18 protein-coding genes are annotated in these 17,351 nt (G+C 44.0%); 7 read left to right on the plus strand and 11 right to left on the minus strand.

Features of this window, described 5'->3' with window-relative positions; translation table 11 throughout:
* Positions 1-64 precede the first annotated feature (64 nt).
* From ACO05V_RS18260 to ACO05V_RS18285, 6 genes are all read right to left on the minus strand, one after another.
* Positions 65-1,966 (minus strand): PhoX family protein, encoded by a 1,902-nt coding sequence (locus ACO05V_RS18260; protein WP_421854894.1) that lies wholly within the window; start codon positions 1,964-1,966, stop codon positions 65-67.
* Positions 1,967-2,203: 237 nt separating this feature from the next.
* Positions 2,204-2,623, minus strand: coding sequence for an MmcQ/YjbR family DNA-binding protein (locus ACO05V_RS18265; RefSeq protein ID WP_421854897.1), 420 nt, complete (start codon positions 2,621-2,623; stop codon positions 2,204-2,206).
* Positions 2,624-2,682: 59 nt separating this feature from the next.
* Positions 2,683-4,266 carry an ABC-F family ATPase gene (locus tag ACO05V_RS18270; RefSeq protein ID WP_421854900.1) on the minus strand — a complete coding sequence of 528 codons (1,584 nt, stop codon included), beginning with the start codon at positions 4,264-4,266 and terminating at the stop codon, positions 2,683-2,685.
* A 214-nt stretch (positions 4,267-4,480) separates the two neighbouring features.
* Positions 4,481-4,900 carry a hypothetical protein gene (locus ACO05V_RS18275; protein WP_421854903.1) on the minus strand — a complete coding sequence of 140 codons (420 nt, stop codon included), beginning with the start codon at positions 4,898-4,900 and terminating at the stop codon, positions 4,481-4,483.
* Positions 4,837-5,301, minus strand: a complete 465-nt coding sequence (locus tag ACO05V_RS18280; protein WP_421854906.1) for a hypothetical protein — start codon at positions 5,299-5,301, stop codon at positions 4,837-4,839. Before ACO05V_RS18280 ends, ACO05V_RS18275 begins: the two co-directional genes overlap by 64 nt.
* Positions 5,302-5,333: 32 nt before the next feature.
* Positions 5,334-5,639, minus strand: a complete 306-nt coding sequence (locus ACO05V_RS18285) for a hypothetical protein (protein ID WP_421854909.1) — start codon at positions 5,637-5,639, stop codon at positions 5,334-5,336.
* Positions 5,640-6,137: 498 nt separating this feature from the next.
* Between ACO05V_RS18285 and hflK (ACO05V_RS18290) the strand changes: the two genes are divergently transcribed.
* The 4 genes from hflK (ACO05V_RS18290) to ACO05V_RS18305 are packed head-to-tail and all read left to right on the plus strand — an operon-like array spanning position 6,138 to position 12,219.
* The gene (gene hflK, locus ACO05V_RS18290; RefSeq protein WP_421854912.1) at positions 6,138-8,120 is read left to right on the plus strand and encodes a protease modulator HflK; all 1,983 of its coding nucleotides are present in this window, start codon (positions 6,138-6,140) and stop codon (positions 8,118-8,120) included.
* Between the two features lie 9 nt (positions 8,121-8,129).
* Entirely contained in the window at positions 8,130-9,182 is a 1,053-nt protein-coding gene (gene hflC / locus ACO05V_RS18295) for a protease modulator HflC (protein ID WP_421854915.1), read from the plus strand.
* Complete coding sequence (hflK, locus tag ACO05V_RS18300; protein WP_421854918.1) at positions 9,179-10,222, plus strand: protease modulator HflK; 1,044 nt, start codon at positions 9,179-9,181, stop codon at positions 10,220-10,222. The genes hflC and hflK (ACO05V_RS18300) overlap by 4 nt, the downstream gene beginning before the upstream one ends.
* A complete protein-coding gene (locus ACO05V_RS18305; RefSeq protein WP_421854921.1) occupies positions 10,219-12,219 on the plus strand; it encodes a cation-translocating P-type ATPase in 2,001 nt (666 codons plus the stop codon). Before hflK (ACO05V_RS18300) ends, ACO05V_RS18305 begins: the two co-directional genes overlap by 4 nt.
* Positions 12,220-12,281: 62 nt before the next feature.
* Here ACO05V_RS18305 and ACO05V_RS18310 read toward each other — a convergent pair whose 3' ends face one another.
* A complete protein-coding gene (locus tag ACO05V_RS18310) occupies positions 12,282-12,875 on the minus strand; it encodes a glutathione S-transferase N-terminal domain-containing protein (protein ID WP_421854924.1) in 594 nt (197 codons plus the stop codon).
* Between the two features lie 38 nt (positions 12,876-12,913).
* Entirely contained in the window at positions 12,914-14,191 is a 1,278-nt protein-coding gene (locus ACO05V_RS18315) for a hemolysin family protein (protein WP_421854927.1), read from the minus strand.
* Between the two features lie 227 nt (positions 14,192-14,418).
* Between ACO05V_RS18315 and ACO05V_RS18320 the strand changes: the two genes are divergently transcribed.
* Positions 14,419-14,823: a DUF2721 domain-containing protein gene (locus tag ACO05V_RS18320; RefSeq protein ID WP_421854930.1), complete on the plus strand. Its 405-nt coding sequence runs from the start codon at positions 14,419-14,421 to the stop codon at positions 14,821-14,823.
* Between the two features lie 8 nt (positions 14,824-14,831).
* On the opposite strand, the gene ACO05V_RS18325 is transcribed toward ACO05V_RS18320, so the two are convergent.
* Positions 14,832-15,773: an N-acetylmuramoyl-L-alanine amidase-like domain-containing protein gene (locus ACO05V_RS18325; protein WP_421854933.1), complete on the minus strand. Its 942-nt coding sequence runs from the start codon at positions 15,771-15,773 to the stop codon at positions 14,832-14,834.
* Between the two features lie 115 nt (positions 15,774-15,888).
* Here ACO05V_RS18325 and ACO05V_RS18330 point away from each other — a divergent pair, with 115 nt between their 5' ends.
* Positions 15,889-16,158 (plus strand): hypothetical protein, encoded by a 270-nt coding sequence (locus ACO05V_RS18330; RefSeq protein ID WP_421854937.1) that lies wholly within the window; start codon positions 15,889-15,891, stop codon positions 16,156-16,158.
* Between the two features lie 23 nt (positions 16,159-16,181).
* On the opposite strand, the gene ACO05V_RS18335 is transcribed toward ACO05V_RS18330, so the two are convergent.
* Positions 16,182-16,520 carry a thioredoxin family protein gene (locus ACO05V_RS18335; protein ID WP_421854940.1) on the minus strand — a complete coding sequence of 113 codons (339 nt, stop codon included), beginning with the start codon at positions 16,518-16,520 and terminating at the stop codon, positions 16,182-16,184.
* An 89-nt stretch (positions 16,521-16,609) separates the two neighbouring features.
* On the opposite strand from ACO05V_RS18335, the gene ACO05V_RS18340 reads away from it, so the two are divergent.
* The gene (locus ACO05V_RS18340; RefSeq protein WP_421854943.1) at positions 16,610-16,987 is read left to right on the plus strand and encodes a VOC family protein; all 378 of its coding nucleotides are present in this window, start codon (positions 16,610-16,612) and stop codon (positions 16,985-16,987) included.
* A gap of 52 nt (positions 16,988-17,039) precedes the next feature.
* Here ACO05V_RS18340 and ACO05V_RS18345 read toward each other — a convergent pair whose 3' ends face one another.
* On the minus strand, positions 17,040-17,330 hold the full coding sequence (locus tag ACO05V_RS18345; RefSeq protein ID WP_421854946.1) for a YkgJ family cysteine cluster protein: 291 nt from the start codon (positions 17,328-17,330) through the stop codon (positions 17,040-17,042).
* Positions 17,331-17,351 lie beyond the last annotated feature (21 nt).

Below are 17,351 nucleotides of genomic sequence, written 5' to 3' on the forward strand. Positions count from 1 at the left end.
AAAAGCCAGTATGAATGTCATACTGGCTTTAGATGGGCTGAAATATTAATAAGGGAGATGATTGTTAACCTATCACTGCACCGTCTTCACGAGAAATAGCAATCACACTAGAGCGAGGTACAGACTGTCCACCATCAGGCCAATGAGAATTCCCCTCTTCGCCAGGATGCTGAACACCAATGAACATAGTGGTTCTACTAGCATTCCAAGCAGAACCAGTAATCTCAGATTCTTTTGGCCCTACTAAGAAACGACGAATCTCACCTGTTTCAGGATCACCCACTAACATCTGGTTATTACCTTGGCCCTGGAAGTCTTTTGCGTTTGAGTAATTACCGTCAGTTTGAATCCATAACAAGCCTTTAGAGTCGAATTTCAAGCCGTCTGGCGAGTTAAACATATTGTCTTGATTGACGTTTTTAGAACCCGCATTGGCATCGTCATAAACAGCAGGATTACCCGCCAAAACAAATAAGTCCCATTTGAACTCATTGTGAGTATGATCCGAGTCCATTGGCATCCAACGCACGATTTGACCAAAATTGTTTTTCACACGAGGGTTTGGACCACCAGCAGGCGTTGCATCGCCACCTGCATTTGGTTTAACGCCACGATTTTTGTTGTTCGTTAGCGAGCAATACACTTCCGCTTTATGAGGATGAGCAGCAACCCACTCTGGACGGTCCATGGTAGTAGCACCCACTTTAGAGGCGGCCATACGAGTATGAATAGAAATCTCAGCTTCAGTCATACCTGTGGTTTTAGGCGTCAATGCCAGCCATTCACCGCGGTTGTTATCATGAAACTTAGCAACGTACAAAGTACCTTCTTCCAACAAGTCACGGTTGTTCCCACCCGCTAAATATTTATGCTTAGAAATGAAGCGATATAAAAATTCACCGCGCTCATCATCACCAAGGTAAACGACAACATGACCATTAGCAGCTATCGTCAGCTCTGCGTTTTCATGTTTAAAACGACCAAGAGCAGTACGCTTTTTCGGACGAGCAGTTGGATCCAAAGGATCTATTTCAACAATATAACCAAAGCGATTTGGCTCATTTGGCTCCTTTGTCAAATTAAAACGATCATCTGACAATGCCCAGTTGTAACGGCCTTCTGTACTCATGCCATAACGTTGAAAGGCCTCTGGCATTTTGTAGTTCTTATCACCAGCAGTGAAGTAACCATTAAAATTTTCTTCACAGGTTAAATACGTGCCCCATGGCGTTTGCCCGTTGCCGCAGTTATTCCAAGTCCCTTTTGCTACCAAACCTTTAGGATCTTCTGATGTTTGTAACCATTTGTGGCCACGTGCTGGACCAGTAATATCCATTTCCGTATCAGCTGTAATACGGCGATTATAAGGAGAATCTTGAACAATGCCCCATTTACCACCACGTTGAGCGACTTCAATAATGGATACGCCGTGAGCCGCTTTATTCTTACGAACGTCATCAGCGGTTGCAGGCATGCCATCAGCACGATTAGCGTGAAGTGTTTTTTCATTGGTGTATTCGTTATTGATGGCCATGATTTGTTTGCCATCTTTAGAGAAGAAAGCCATGCCGTCATTGTGATCGCCAAATGCTAATTCTTGAGAAGACCCTGTGCCACCAGTAACAGCATCAAAAGCTGGAGCGTTGCTAAACAATGGATCCCCCCAAGAAGCAACGACTTCCCATTTGTAACCTTCTGGTACTGTCACAGTATCCAATGAATTGGCTTTTACCATACTGAATGCAAGGCGAGATTCTGTCGTTCCAGCAGCTAATGCGTTACCCGCAGCCAAGGTCGTCGACCCCATGACAAAAGCGCCGGCACCCACTGCCGCACCACCACCTAAAAAGCCACGGCGAGACACCATTTTATTTGCAACTTCTTCGAACTCTACCACTTCAGGTGCTGGACGAACCAATTCATCTAACTCATCAAAGCCTAGTTTTACATTGTTTTTAATATTCATAACACTGCCCTATTTTTTATAAAATATTAGTCGCTTAGTTACTCGATCCTTAGCAACGTGTTTAACCAGAAGGTTGAATAGAATGCCTCCCCCTGCAAAAGGAAGCTGAAATTCAATCTACTGATAAAACATTACACAGAAATGACAGTGAAACGACACGGATACTTGAAAGGCAAATAATGATAAGAAAAGAAGCAGAGAATGAAGTTTTACAAGGTAGTATTTTTTATCTAGAGACTATTTATAGATCTCTCCAGCATATCGAATTTCTAAACCCTCCCGAATGGATTTTTTTAAACCTTTCACAACCAAACCATAGGAATGATCAATCAGCCTTTCTATTTCGCCATTGGGTAAATCACCATCCAAAACAACTGAGTTCCAATGGCGCTTATTCATGTGATAAGCAGGAATGACCTCTGCAAATATATCGCGTAATTCTATTGCGTGGGCTGGATCGCATTTTAGGTTAAGCAGTTGTTTATTTTGCTTTTTAATTAACAAGGCAAACATTTTTCCTTGAACCTTAAATACACCAGTATGATTATCAAAAGGGTAATGCTCTTCTGCTTCTGGCTTAGAAAGTAAGTATTTTTTCAACGTTTCAATGTTCACCGACAGTACTCCAAAACCTTTAAAGCAGAAGAAAACAAACAAAAAAGCCGCCTTATTGTTATCCAATAAAACGGCTCGATAAATACTATATTTTGACGATTTTACCCTTGGTGAGCAAGATATTCGTCATAAGTACCTTGGAAATCAACGACTTTTTGCCCTTTGATTTCAATGACACGATTCGCCAAAGACGACACAAACGCTCTATCGTGGCTGACAAAAATCAGCGTGCCATCAAAGTCTAACAAAGCATTGTTTAAGGCTTCAATGGCTTCCATGTCCATGTGGTTAGTTGGTTCATCCATAACCAAGACGTTTAAATCCATCATCATCAACTTACCGAATAATAAGCGGTTTTTCTCGCCACCAGAACACACTCGTACTTTTTTGTTGAAGTCATCTGCGGTAAACAGCAAACGCCCCAGCATAGCTCGTACTTTTAGGTCATCATGCTTTACCGTACGCCATTTAGACATCCAATCAAACAAGGTTAAGTCGCAGTCAAAATCATCCGTGCTGTCTTGTGGACAATAACCAATCACGGCATTTTCAGCCCATTTAATTTCACCTTGCTTGGCTTCTAATTCGTTCATCAGGCAACGTAAAAACGTGGTTTTACCGGCACCGTTTTCACCGATAATAGCCAGTCTTGAACCGGCTTCTAAAATGATATTGCCGCCAGAAAATAGCAATTCATCATAGCCGTGACCAAGATCTTCTAAAATCAACGCATGGCGGTGAAGTTTCTTGTCTTGTTTGAAAGACAACGACGGTGTCATTCGGCTAGATTGCTTTACTTCTGACAATTCAATTTTTTCTAATTTCTTAGCACGTGAACTGGCTTGTTTTGCTTTAGATGCGTTGGCAGAAAAGCGGTTTACGAACGCTTGTAAGTCATCCATTTCAGCACTTTTCTTCGCGTTTTCAGTTAACAACTGCTCGCGAATCAAAGACGACGCTTCCATGAAGTATTCGTAGTTACCAGGGTAAATACGCAATTCGCCAAAATCGATGTCCGCCATGTGAGTACACACAGAGTTCAAAAAGTGACGGTCATGGGAAATAATAATCATGGTGCATTTACGTTGATTCAACACACCAGCCAACCAGTTAATGGTATGGATGTCCAAGTTGTTGGTTGGTTCGTCCAATAGCAAAATATCAGGGTTAGCAAACAGGGCCTGCGCTAATAAAACACGAAGTTTCCAACCCGGTGCAACTTGACTCATTAGGCCAAAATGAAATTCTTCTTCGATACCCGCTTCCAACAGAATATCGCCTGCGCGACTTTCCGCACTGTAGCCATCCATCTCAGCGAATTCGGCTTCTAACTCACCGGCTCGCATGCCATCTTCTTCGCTCATTTCTGGCTTAGAGTAAATCGCATCACGCTCTTGCTTCACTTTCCACAGCGCCACATCGCCCATAATCACAGCATCAACCACTGTATATTCTTCGAAAGCAAACTGATCCTGACTCAAGGTACCGACTTTTTCACCCGGCGTAATTGAAACGTTACCAGACGTTGGCGTCAGCGCCCCACTCAGAATTTTCATAAAGGTAGACTTGCCGCAACCGTTCGCGCCAATTAAGCCATAGCGATTACCGTTACCGAATTTTGCAGAGATGTTTTCAAACAATGGCGTTGCGCCAAATTGCATGGTGATATTAGCCGTGGAGATCAAAGGAAAAAGCCCTAAAACAGAGAGAAAAGAAAAACGTTCATACAGACCACAAAAGCAGGGTCAAATGACAAACACAAAGATGGGCGAATATAGAGACTTAAGGCGCTAAAGTCGAGGATTAAGTGTCGTTTTTTTGAACAAATTAGAGTAATAGCAGTGATTGTTTATTTAACGAACTCATAGTGTTCAATCACAGTGCATGATCGATACTGCCTTATAAAGTGCCTGTATCTTTTGCTGCGACAGAAGGCGCTACAGAGGTGGAAATATTTTCTTCGCCTGAATGGATTTTTGACTCGGTTACTTCTGGCTCTTCACTTTCAGGAGGCGTACTTTCAGGAGAGGGACTCGCTGGCGCGGTGCTGCTCGCCATATACGCAGAGACTTGCGACATCAGAAAGCTTAATACATCTCGACTAGCGCCATTAAGCAAATTCTTCCTAACCTTTTTTGTAATATCAAGTTGTGTGCTTGCACCTAATACAAAGCTAGCAATCAACCCTGTCGGACTAGTCGCTTTATCTAGAATATTATCCACGGCTTTTTCACGAGACAGTTTGGCGCGTTTTTCTAATACTTGAGTACGCAAATAAAGGCGATCACGCTGCTTATGCATTCGTTTAAGACCAAACATAATGGCACTCTCCTTTTTTCAGTTATGTCTCTTCCGTTGGAATAATAGCGTCCAAAGTACGGGTGAAATCCATGTTTTTTTAATGTTCGTTTCACCAAATACAGCAAAACGACAGCGCTTAAAAACGTCACTAACGTGGCGGTTAATAAAATACCGACCAGCGAAAAACCATAGCTCCACGCAATGGCGGCACTACTTGCAATAATTAATAACCAAGTGGTGAGTAATAAGAAAATCACACCACACATTAAGGCAAGAAGCTGGGCACTGGACGTCACCCATAACTTTGCTTCTAACGCTCCAAGCCCCAATACACTCTTTAACCAACTTTTATGGGAATCAATAACCTCATCAAAGTCAGATTTTTCTTGCGATGAGTCAGAGTGCTGTGGTGTTTCCATCGATAACGTTTCCATCAATACAGTTTATATGCTTATTTACGCTTGCATAAAAAACTGGCTGCCAATGCACCAGCCAGAAACGCAATACCGATGGTTTTTACAGGATGCTCTTTGGCGTATTCACCGACCGCAGAAGATACTTTTTCCGATTGAGTTTTCGCGGTTTCAGCAATTTTGTGGGCTTGTTCGCTGATCTGATGAGCCACTTCTTCAATACGTTCTTGGCTATGCTCTTTCATTTCAGCAGCGCTATCGACACCTTTATGGGCGGCTTCTGCAGCGCTGTCTACTTTTTCGTGTGCTTTTGATTGGGTCGTGCTCTTGGTTGTTGTAGCCATATCTTGATTCTCCTTTTTTAGAACTAGAATTAACTTTTCAACGCCAATGTAGCGACAAAAAAACTAAGTAAGTTATTAAACTTAATGAATATTGTAGAAAAAGTAAGAAGAGATTCTCTTATGTTAGTTATAGCTGAGAAATATAAAACACTAACTAGAAAACAGTCTTACGTTTCACTATTTACACTACGTGGTTCGCTTATAATGGTCAAATAAGCTCAAAGAAACACGCTTTATTTACTTGTTTTCTGGTTAATGTTTTAAAAATCGCTTCACTTTGTAGTCCCACATAAATAAAACCTGAAATAACCAATATCAAGTTTATGCAATTTCTTTACCTTGGCTAAAAAACAACCCCAAATAAGCAAAAAAATGTCTAAATAGATAAGCAAGCGCTTACGGTAGGATGTAGTTGACTGGTTTTGTTATACACTAACACTCCAATCGAATACATATTACGATTACCTGCCAACCATACCTTACATTTTCGGAGAGTGAATGAGAGTTGACCTAGAAGCTGGTTATCCCCAACTGGCGTCCATACCTCGTTTTCAATTAGCCACGCTTCATCGCCGTCGCCTACTATCATGGGGCATTGGTATTACCTTACTGGGCGTTATTTTCTTTTTCGGCGGATTGATCAGTGTTCTCTTTTCTCGCGATCGTATTTGGTTGCCCATTCTTATCAATATTGGCGCCTCTTTGATCTTACTAGCCGCGGCTTTTCAATCGGCTTATCGTGTCAGTGCTTGGCGAGCCGAAACCTTTTCATCCCATGAAACTACCTCGACCAACGATCAAGAGACAAACCTACATACACACGCCGATAAAGCCAATGAATTAGAAGACGAAGAAAAACAACCTAATGTCGTTTCTTTGTTCTTTTCCCGTTTCCATAAAAAGCGCATACAACCCATAAAAAATGCCATTGGTGAAGATGTCGTATGGATCATTGTTATCGCATCGATTGCGCTCATTTCACTCGATTCGGTTTGGCGTTTAGACCTTCCGTCTTTACCCACCAATAAATTCGCCTATTTAATGGCAGGGATCATTCTCTTAATTGCCTTTGTGTTATTGGTCGGAGAACGATATTTAGCTAACAACAAAGGCGAATGGCCGGAAGCTGGCAACCTCGCCATGCAAACACGCGCGACCATTATCGTGCTTGCCATCAGCGCCCTTTGCTTGGGCTACGCAAGCTCTAGTGCTGTTTGGCCTTTTCGCTTAGCCGTACTCATTGGTTTATTACCTTATCTTTTGGGAATTGAACTGATTATTCGGGCTGTTCTGTCTGTTTTCTCACCGTCACGACCAAGTCTAGAACCCAAATTAACCGCGGTTAGCTTTTTGGCCGAACTGCTGCGTTGGCCACCTAAACCCTTGCAATTACTGCAGAACAGCCTTCAACAAAATTTTGGGATTGATCTTAGACAAGTCTGGGCATTTCGTTTCATACGCCGCGCCTTTTTCCCTGTTATCGCACTAATTGCATTGACTGGCTGGAGCCTAACCTCTGTCTACGAAATTCCCATTAATGGACGAGGTATTTATGAAAAATTTGGCAAGCCAGTGGCGGTGATTTCATCAGGATTACACTTAGGACTACCTTGGCCTTTAGGTCGCGTTATTACGGTTGAAAACGGTGTCGTGCATGAACTAGCGACCACCAGCTCAGATAACGTAAAAGATGAACTAGCGCCAGCAGAAGGTCCAGCCCCCGTAGGCGCAAACAGGCTTTGGGACGCCACACATAACAGTGAAAAATCCCAGATCATTGCCAGCAGCCATAATAACAAACAGAGTTTCCAAATTGTCGATATGGACGTACGTTTTGTCTATCGTATCGGCCTGAATGACCAAGACGCACTCAAGGCAACCTACAACACAGCAGATTTAACCACGCTCATTCGCCGTACCGCAAGTCGCGTATTAGTCCATGATTTTGCAGGCAGAACCCTAGACGATTTACTCAGCGAACAACGCACCGCCCTTGCTCAAGATATAAACTCAGCCGTACAAAGGGATTTAGACAACTTGAACAGCGGCGTTGAGCTGCTTGCCACTGTCGTCGAAGCCATTCATCCACCTGCCAAAGCAGCCAACGCTTACCATAAAGTGCAAGCGGCACAAATAAAGGTTAAAGCCCTGATTGCGAGAGAAAAAGGCAAGGCTGCCGAGCTCAGCAATGACGCCCAGCAACAAGCCAGCCTCATTAAAAATCAAGCTCAAGCCAATGTGCGAGATACATTAGGACAAGCACAAGCCGCACAAATTAAATTTAATGCGGAAAACACGGCTGCGAACACGGCTGGCGAAACCTTCCTGAAAGAACAATATTACCGCTTACTTAGCGACAATATGAGCAAAGTAAATAGCCTGATTATTGACGACAAAATCGCTTCAGGCCATGCCCCAACTATCGACTTTAGAAGCTTTGTTGCCCCTGTCGATTCCACCAACAAAGCAAAGACCAATTAGGAGATTCCCTTGAATCCGTCACATCATCACCATGACCACGAATCAACTGCGGAACCGCATCTGGAACACACCGATTCTCACTCTAAAGCAGATAAGAAAAAGCTCTCTTATTTCCGACGTTTAAGCTTTGCCTTGATGTTGGTTGTATTTGCCGCCGCAGCCGCTTGCTTGGTGCAAGTTCGTTCAGGCGAAGCAGAAGTCATTACTCGATTTGGCAACCCTGTCCGTGTTTTATTAAATCCCGGTCTAGCTTGGCACTGGCCCGTGCCTTTTGAACTTTCCACACCAGTCGATTTACGTTTACGAACCACCTCCAGCGGTTTACAAGATGTCGGCACACGAGATGGTTTGCGCATCATAGTGCAAGCGTATGTGGTTTGGCAGGTCAAAGCCGATAGCGAAAACGTGCAGCGTTTTATGCGTGCGGTAAAAAACCAACCAGACGAAGCCGCACGTCAGTTACGCACTTTTGTTGGCTCTGCTTTAGAAACCAGCGCCAGCAGCTTTGACTTAGCTAACCTAGTAAATACCGACGCCAGCAAAGTACAAATCATCGACTTTGAAAACAGATTGCGCCAACAAATCGAACAGCAATTATTAGATACCTACGGCGTGCGCGTCGTTCAAGTCGGCATTGAGCGTTTGACTTTACCTGTTGTGACTTTGGCTGCCACCGTCGACAGAATGCGCGCCGAGCGTGAAACCATCGCCACCGAGCGAACCGCCGAGGGCAAACGTCAAGCCGCTGAAATCAATTCCACGGCCCAGCGTGATGCTCGAATACTAAAAGCCGATGCCACCGTAAAAGCCGCAGACATTGAAGCGCAATCTTTAGTCGATGCCGCCAACATATACGGTAAAGCCCATGCGCAAGCGCCACAGCTTTACGACCTACTGCGCTCTTTGGACACCTTGAGTAATATTATTAACCCGAATACACATTTGGTACTGCGTACAGACGCGGCGCCATTTAACGCATTGGTTGATGGGCCAGCGCTGTTTTTAAAACCCAACAAAACCTTACTTTCCGATGATAAAAAGAATGAGGCCAAGCAGCCATGATCTTGGGTAAGAAAACAGGCGAACCAATTGGTCACTGGTTTCAGGCTGGACGTTTAGCATTTATCGTCTTATACGCCATTACCTTAGTAACCGCCATTGCTTGGTTGACCAGTAATATAAGACAAATAGGCCCAGAAAACCGCGCCGTTGTACTTGAGTTTGGTGCCATCGACAGGATCCAAAACTCGGGACTGTTATTGGCTTGGCCACAGCCATTTGAACAAGTCATTATTGTTCCCGCTGCGGATCGTGTCGTCGACCGAACCGTGCAAACATTAATTCGTCCTAAAGACGTTGAACAGCGCGGCTTTAGCTACATGGCCGATGACGCCACAGCGGGCATGGGTTATCTGTTGACCGGCGATTCCGGTGTTGTACAAATTGGCGTGCATTTATTCTATAAAGTGACGGATCCCTACGCCTATGTGATGCAGGGCAAACACATAGAATACGCTCTAGACCGAATCGTTGAACGCAGCGCGGTGATTGTATCGGCTTCCCGTGATCTCGATACTATTCTCGTGGCTCGTCCTGAGTTGGTAGGTTCCAATGCCGAATCCGCCCAAAAACGCGAACAACTGCGCAACGACTTGGTTAAAACCATGAACCAAAGCCTCGCGGCGCTCGAACAATCTGCTGCCAGCTTAGGCATTCATGTTGATCGCGTGGACATCCAACCCAACCTTCCTGTGGAGGCGGTCGATGCTTTCAATGCGGTATTAACCGCCAGTCAATTAGCCAAGCAAACCATTGCCGAGGCCAATAACACGGCCGCTGAAATACGCCAAAAAGCCAATCAAGAATCGGATCGAATTCTGCAAGAAGCCAAAGCCAAGGCAAATGAAAGACTCGCCAAAGCACAAACTGACACTGCCACGATTCAAGGCTTAGCAACTAACCAAGCCGCATTGGCGGATCAAGGTTTGCTATGGCGACTTTACCGTCAGCGCATCAACACCATTCTTTCTCAGGCAGGCTCGGTCACCACCGTCAATCCTGAAGACGATTCAAGATTAATACTACAGGGCAAACAACCATGAGCGAGTCTTCTCACTCTCACCAGCATTCCCACGGCCATGATCACAGCGGCCATGATCACCATGGGCACAGCCATATTCACTTTGGTTCAGACATGCTCAGCCAAAAGGAAAAACGCACTGCGGCTCGCCAGCTTACTTTAGCGATGGTGGCCCTTGGTCTTTTGGCACTTGGGTTGTTTTGGAGCTGGAAGCTTCCAGAACAACAGGGCGTCAGCCAGCTCTTACTTGGCTTTGCTTCAATTATGGTGGCTTTTCCGGTTTTAAAATCCAGTTTATATAGCCTCAAACACCCAAGTTTACATGGCATTACTGACCAACTGATTGCTCTAGCTATGCTCGGAGCATGGGCCACAGGCGATTTATTAACCGCCGCTCTGTTGCCCATCATTATGATATTTGGGCATATTCTGGAAGAACGCAGCGTCATTGGCTCCCAAGAAGCCATTGAAGCGCTAAGCGCCCTAACGCAAAGCAAAGCCCGCAAAATGAATGCTGGCGGCACCGTCATCGAAGTAGACAACCTAACCTTAAACACTGGCGATATTGTCGAAGTTCGAGCCGGCGACCGAATTCCTGCCGATGGCGTGGTGCTTGATGGCATGGCCAGTCTTGATACTGCGCCGATTACAGGAGAATCCGTGCCACAAGAAGCAACGATAGGAACAGAAGTATTTGGTGGTGCCATCAACCTAGACGGTTTGCTGCGCATTGAAGTCACGCGCACCGGCGACGCTTCAACGTTAGGTAAAGTCATCGCGCTGATGCAACGAGCAGAACAAGCCAAACCGCCCATTACGCGTTTATTAGAACGCTATGCTGGGCAATACATGCTATTAGTGTTAATGGTTGCGGCGATCACTTGGTTCTTAACTTATGACGCCCAAGCCATGCTTGCCGTCCTTGTTGCCGCCTGCCCATGCGCGCTTGTACTTGCTGCCCCAGCCGCTTCTATTGCAGGAATTGCCGTGGCGGCACGACATGGCATTTTAATTCGCAGCTCGGCCTTTTTAGAAGAATTTACTGAGCTAAATTCCCTGATTGTCGATAAAACCGGCACGCTGACCCACGGCGCACTTAGCCTGCAAGACCTACAAGTTTCCGCCAATGTCACCACACCTAAAGCCGAGCTGTATCAGCTTGCCGCCAGTCTTGGCGCCTCCAGCAGTCATCCCGTCAGTCGCGCTTTAGCCAGCTTATGCACTCATCAAGATTATCTAGATTTAGATGACGTGCATGAACACCAAGGCTTAGGCGTTGTGGCACATTCAACTCAAGGTGAAGCGGCTTTGGGTCGACCAGAACTCTTCTCTCAATTAGGTATAAATCTCACGGACATCCCCGAACACGATGGCCCGATTGCAGGCTTGTCTCTTAATGGCAAGTTTCTCGCTTGGTTTTTACTCGCCGATACACTGCGTTCCGAAACCAAACAGGCTTTGGCGGATTTGCGTGAACTTGGTATGGGACGACAATTATTATTAACCGGCGATCGACAATCCGTCGCCGACGCTCTAGCAAAAGAAGTGGGCATCACGGAAGTTATCGCTCAAGCGCTACCTGAGGATAAATTAAAACAAGTGACCAACGAAATTCAGAAAGGCTTTAAGCCTCTTGTGGTTGGCGATGGCATTAACGATTCTTTAGCATTAAAAGCTGGCGTGGTTGGGGTTGCCATGGGCGCAGGCGGTGCCGACATAGCCTTGGCGTCATCGGATATCGTCCTCATCGGCAGTGACTTGAGACGTTTAGGAACTTGTGTACGCTTAAGTCGTCGTTGCCGTCGTACGCTTCATTTTAACGTCATCATTGGCCTTAGCTGGACAGTCGCTATTATGGCGGCCGCGGCCTTTGGCGTTTTTGGTGTTGCGGGTGCAGTGATTGCGGCGATTTTACACAACCTAAGCACTTTGTTAGTGCTAGCCAATACCGGCCGCTTACTCAGATTTGAAGAAGTTTTAGGGGAAACGAAACAGCCATCAGACAAAGCCGCTCAATAAGATAGTCTTATTTGGAAATGCGATAACCTTCTTTCATTAAGCAAAGAAGGTTATCTAGGAGATTATTTAAAACCTTTAGCCAGCTCAATAGCTTGGTGTAATACAGACCAGTTCAATAAACTTTGCTGATACTCGCCCGCTTTGCCATTCAAAGAAACACCATAAGCACTCAATCGGAACGCCAAAATAGCAAAAAAGGCATCCACTGCACCCGCTTGATCAAACATAAAAGGTCCTTTTGCCTGTGCAAAAATCACTTCAATTCGCTCAATCTCTTTTTTCAATGCTTCGTTCAATTCACCCAAGGGTGCAACATCACCAAATGTAAACGGGCATCGACCACGCAGATTCATAAAGCCAGAGTGCATTTCCATACAAAGACTTCTGGCCTGCGCTCTTTCTGATTGATTCTTTGGGTACAAAGCGCCATCAGAGCATTCGTTAAAATATTCAGCAATCGCCAAGGAATCATGCACCACCAAATCATCCACCAGCAGCGCTGGAACCAAACCTGTTGGCGAGTATTTCAATACCTCGGCTTTATAGCCCTGTTTTTCTAAGTTAATCGGAATAAGGTCTAGCCTAATATCAGCAATCTGTCCGCACATAAATGCGCGAAGCGACCAAGTTGATAAGGTTCCCACGATTAATTGCATACTGGCTTTTCCTTTCCCTATTTAATGATCATTACAGGTTACTTTAGTTTGGTCACTAAAAGCTGTTCAACTCTAACGCCTTCTAAGTCTAATACTTCAAATTTATAGCCTTCATGGATGAAAAATTCAGTACGTTTCGGCAAGCGTTTCAAGCTATAAATAATAAAGCCACCGAGTGTTTCATATTGGGTACGATCTGGAAACTCCTCAATGTCCAAACTGCGCATCACGTCATTGATTGGAGTTAAGCCTTCAATCAACCATGAATTCGCATCGCGTTGCACAATTTGCTCTTCATCATGAGGCGTTAATAAGCCGCCCATAAAGCCGCCCAACAAGTCTTTTACCGTGACAAGGCCAACAATAGTCGCGTATTCATTTACAATCACAGCAAACGCCTGCGGTGCCATTCTGAAAGCATTCAGCGCCTCAGATAGCGTTAAGGTTTCGGGTAAATAGAAGACTTCTTTATCGACTTTGTCTGGTTTTATTTGTGCCGATTCACCTTTAAGTACCAAGCGTAATATTTCTTTTGAATCAATAATGCCTTCAATTTTATCCAAACTGCCATTACAAACTAAAAAATCGTTATGCGGATGATCAATGATTTTTTGGCTAATTTCTTCGCTACTGTCATCAATATCAAAATAGATAATCTGATCACGAGGCGTCATGGTGCTAGAAATATTTCGCGTTTCTAGTTCAAATACATTACCGATCAGTTGATATTCTTGACTCTGCAAACTGCCATCTTCCGCGCCAGCATCCATCATGGCGACAATGTCTTCTGTCGTGACCACTTCTTGACGCTCAATCGGTACATTGAATAAACGTAAAATTAAATTGGTAAAACCGTTAAACAAGAAAACCACTGGCGTTAATAGAAAAGTCACCCAAAGCATCGGTGTGACCATTCGAATCGCCACGGCTTCCGGCATAATCATTGCCAAACGCTTAGGCAACAGATCAGCAAATAAGATAAACAGTGACGTTAAGCAAAGGAAGGAAAAAACAAAGCTTATTTGATCCAATAACGGGCCAGAATAAAGCAAACTAACCACTTGTTTTATATAAGGCGTAAGCGCTTGCTCACCAACGATACCACCTAAGATCGCAATCGCATTTAGAACGATTTGAATCATGGCAAAAAACGCGCCGGGCTTTTGCTGCAACTTCAGAACGGCCTGCGCTTTCAAACTCCCTTCATCGGCAAGCACTCTTAATTTAATTTTCCTTGCTGCCGCCATGCCAATTTCAGACATAGCAAACAATGCACTGGCAATGATCAGCAAGCCAATACTTAACACATCATTCATTTCTTTCTCACTTATTTCCAAACACTAGGAAGCTTATAACAGGCTATTTGCCTAAGAAGATCACTCAATCTGTGGGCATTATAGAAGGAACACGAAGTGATACAATGCTTATTTTTTATACTTTCAGAAGGGGGATTTAAGATGCAATTTTTTAGGATAAAGACATAATATAGAAAGCTAAAACAACATTAGCGCTGCCCTCTTTTTATTAACGAACAAGGTTATTCATGATTATCACACTTACCACGCCCGCCATGTTGTTTCCAGCGGTTTCATTATTGCTACTGGCTTACACCAATCGCTTTGTTACTCTTGCCTCAATCATTCGTAATTTTGATCCGAAACATGAAGACGCCAACATCACTGAACAAATCACCAATTTGCGTAAACGGATTTATTTGATACGACGCATGCAAGAAGCAGGCGTTATTAGCTTTTTCCTTTGTGTATTATCCATGATGGCGATTTACCTTGAATACCAACAAGTCGGCAGCTATATCTTCGGCGCGAGTCTTATTTGCCTGATGTATTCTCTGTATCTATCGGTCAGAGAAATCACCATTTCTTGCGATGCTTTAGAAGTACATTTGCAACATTTTAGTACCAATTTTAAAAAGCAAAATCGTAAATAATAATCGCCTCAATGCCGTAACACTTGAACATTAAAGCCTTTCAAAGACGAGGTTTCAGGGTAATGTGAAAAGTATTCAGCGAAGTTTTCATCGGTCACCTTTTTATGGGTTAGGCTGGCATGACGCAGAAAGAGTATGCCATTTTTGCGGATGGCTAAGCCTTGGTGTGAGACATTCATATTCGTGCCAATATATTGTTTTAGCGACCAATTTGGGCGAACCATACTAATAACACTACCGGAGGGGATTCGATCTAATAGGGCTTGATTAACATGTCGATCATTCCCTTGAAAGACTAGCGATAATGGCACATAAGGCAAGTACGCTGTTTCAGGTTTAAAAGCCTTGCCTTCCGAGTGCAACGTCATCAATAACGACCGACACGAGCTCGACTCAGTTGCATCACAATGCAATACATCATCACTCAAATGTTTATACCACGCAGATTTATCAATCACTGCTTCGGCCACTTTCGCCCCACCATTTGCCACATCTGGCGTAATATCCAACAGCTTATCGCGGTTATTGTGGAACCAATCCAAACTAGGAAAATGGTTACGCGTAACAAAAGAAACTTTTCCATCTTTGTAGCGCAAACGCATTAAATTCTGTTCAAATTCCGAAGCAGACGCAGACATAGCGCCAGCCAACACAGTTTCCACATAAGTTGTGCAATCAAATACATCAAAACGAGTCAATGGATCTTTGTCATACAGACCTTGCTCGCCTTCACCGACATTACCGCCAACATATTTGGCGCCCAAAAAAACCTGACTCAGAGGCGCTATTCGAGAGATATTAGACAAGGATAACGAATCAACATTGCTATTCATGGTCTTGAAGAAAGCGACTTTATTCACATCGTCAATAGAGTTAGCAGAGGCCATAAAAGATGACAAAGCCGCGACACCGACAAGGAGGATTTTTTTCATACAAATAAACAATGTCATTTTCTTTCCTATCCTACTTATGAATAAAACTTTTCATTAGACCAACAAAAAACTGCTTAAAAAACGAACACCTTAATGCTAGTATCAACATCAATTCAAAATAAAAGGCCGACCCATGCAAATCAACAATTCAACATTCCCATATGGTCAGCAAGGATTCCTGCGTAGTCAGGATAAACTAGACCAAGCAAGTCAGAAAGTTGCTGACGCATCAACTCAAACCTTAAGTCAGCCTGCTTCTTCTAAAAATACTGGCCTTTATGGCTCTCCTATTCAAGATGGCTTGATCGAAGCAAAAAGCAGTGTATTAGAAGCACAAGCTAACGCTAAAGTCATGGATGCCTCAGATAAAACCATTGGCCGATTAATCGACATTACGGTTTAAGTAATGTCGTTATCACGTCTTTATTAAGCTCCCAACGCCATCAAATCTCGCACTTCCTCAGCCGAGGTGAAGCGAACAAGACGCTCAATCTCTCGACCATTTCGCAATAAAATTAACGTCGGCCACAGCTTTACGCCAAACTGGCGGCCCAGTCTTTTGCCTTTACCATCAAATATTTTAATGTGAAACTGCTTAGGGTGCTCTTTCATTACCTCTTCAACAGCGGCTTTAGACGCCTGACAATGTCCACACCAAGGCGCACCAAATTCCAATAGAACAAGACCTTGTAGATCATTGATCTCATCAAGGCTTGGCGCTGTTTCAGCATACTCAGAATTAAAACCTATTTGTATTGCCTGCATCAAAAACCTCTTTTCAATATTTGAATAAGTCGTATCTGTGTGAGATAAAGCAATACCAAATAATAATCACAGACAAGGATAAAAACACTATGTTCAGTCACGTTATGCTAGGCGCAAACGATCTACAAGCCTCTAAAACATTTTATGATGCGACTTTTAAAACATTAGGATACGCAGAAGGATTCATCGACCCAAGGGGAAGATGCTTTTATCGAACAGACACTGGCGTGTTTGCAATAACAATACCCATCAACGGCGAAGCGGCAACTCACGGCAATGGCAGTACTATTGGCTTTACAACAGCTTCTGAAGAAGTGGTCAATGCTTGGTATGAAGCAGGCCTAGCAAATGGCGGAGTTGCTTGCGAGGATCCACCAGGAATTCGTGATGGCGGGACTTTTAAACTGTACTTGGCGTATTTACGCGATCCTTCTGGCAACAAAGTCTGTGCTCTATATCGACTTTAATGTATTCGCCTAATCATCAAGTAGCTGCGCTCCGCCGCTACTTGATGTCATCTTACCTAATGACATTAAACTCTTCCTTACACTCGTCCGAGCCCATCTCAAACTCACGACAAATCCAAGGACGATTTTCGTAAATCGTACAAAGAAAGGTATCTCTATCAACAGCCGAACACCAGCCATCGTCTAATCTCAACATAGTTTCCCCACCCCATTCATCTACCGAGATATGTTTGTCGGGAACACCAGTATCACTGATGATCATCACTTCCATACGACAACAGCACGCTTGGCAGTTAGAACAAGTCACATCGGATTGAGCTATGTTTTTTAAAGCGATAGTCATAAGTAGCTAAGCATTACCAAG

It is taken from the genome of Marinomonas sp., assembly GCF_965225885.1.
Classification (GTDB): domain Bacteria; phylum Pseudomonadota; class Gammaproteobacteria; order Pseudomonadales; family Marinomonadaceae; genus Marinomonas.